Source organism: Brasilonema octagenarum UFV-OR1 (assembly GCF_963888615.1).
In the GTDB taxonomy this organism is placed as follows: domain Bacteria; phylum Cyanobacteriota; class Cyanobacteriia; order Cyanobacteriales; family Nostocaceae; genus Brasilonema; species Brasilonema sennae.
Map to the genome: position 1 here is coordinate 1 of NZ_CAWPKW010000367.1, position 1266 is coordinate 1266.

Genomic DNA, 1266 nt, shown 5'->3' on the forward strand with positions numbered 1-1266 from the left:
CGTTAGGCATAGGGCGGGGTGAGGTTTTTTTATTGTAAGTAATTAACCGAACTTGGTATTACTCACACCTGCGAAAGATGAACCTTTGCTTCACAAAGCTTAATACATAAGGAGAGGATACGGAATGAAAAATTATGCAATTAAAGCCAATTAATCAGCAGGTTGTCGCCATCGTTGGGGCTTCCAGTGGTATAGGAAGAGAAACAGCGTTGAAGTTTGCCAAACGTGGTGCAAAGGTTATGGTTGCTGCACGCAGCGAATCAGGATTACAGTCTTTGGTAGAAGAAATCCAACGCTTTGGTGGTGAAGCAACGTATGTGATTGCAGATGTCAGTGAGTTTGAACAAGTTAAGGCGATCGCCGACAAAACCGTCGCACAATACGGAAGACTAGATACTTGGGTTCATCTTGCTGCTACAGGTGTGCTTTCTCCTTTCGAGATAATCACCCCAGAGGAGTTTCAACGCGTCGTTGATGTCAACTTGATGGGACAGGTGTACGGTGCAATGGTAGCATTGCCCCATCTGAAAAAAGAGGGACGCGGGGCGTTAATTCATATTTCCTCGATGCAGGGTAGGCGCAGTCTCCCACTGCAAAGTCCCTACTGCGCTGCTAAGCACGGTTTGGAAGGTTTTTTAGAAACGCTGCGCGTTGAGTTGCAACACGAAGGATTGCCCATCAGTGTCACGTCAATACTACCTGCGACAATTAACACACCTTACTATAACAAGGTTCGCACTAAGCTAGGAGTGAAACCTACGGGGATACCGCCGTATTATCAGCCTAGTGTTGTTGCAGATGCCATTCTTTATACCGCCGAACACCCCACTCGTGATTTTATTGTTGGGGATGTTGGCAGGATACTAGATGTGTTGCAGCGTATTTCACCAAAACTTGTCGATTCTATATTGGCGGTTATCGGCATTCCAGGACAACACACCAACGAACCAAAGTCAGAAGAAGGACCAAACAATCTTTTTGCACCCACTATCTCAGAATACGACCGAGTTGAGGGAGACTATAGCCATCTGGCGATACCAACTTTATCGGATTGGTTGGAGATGAATCCACCACTGAAGTGGGGTGCGGTTGCTGTTGCTGCATTAGGTATTGCTGCGTTAATCGGTGTGTGGCGTCTAGGCAGTGATGTTTAATTTACACGGGATCAAATTACAGCAGTCGCCAGGTAGATTAGGACACAAACTAATGAGAAAACACGCTCCCCAAGAGACTTGAAAGTCTGTTAAGCATTTCCTGTTAAGCGTT

At 46.1% G+C, this 1266-nt stretch carries 1 protein-coding gene; it reads left to right on the forward strand.

Annotated elements, in window-relative coordinates:
• The first annotated feature begins 134 nt into the window (after positions 1-134).
• Complete coding sequence (locus AC5590_RS32900) at positions 135-1154, forward strand: SDR family oxidoreductase (protein WP_169268995.1); 1020 nt, start codon at positions 135-137, stop codon at positions 1152-1154.
• Positions 1155-1266 lie beyond the last annotated feature (112 nt).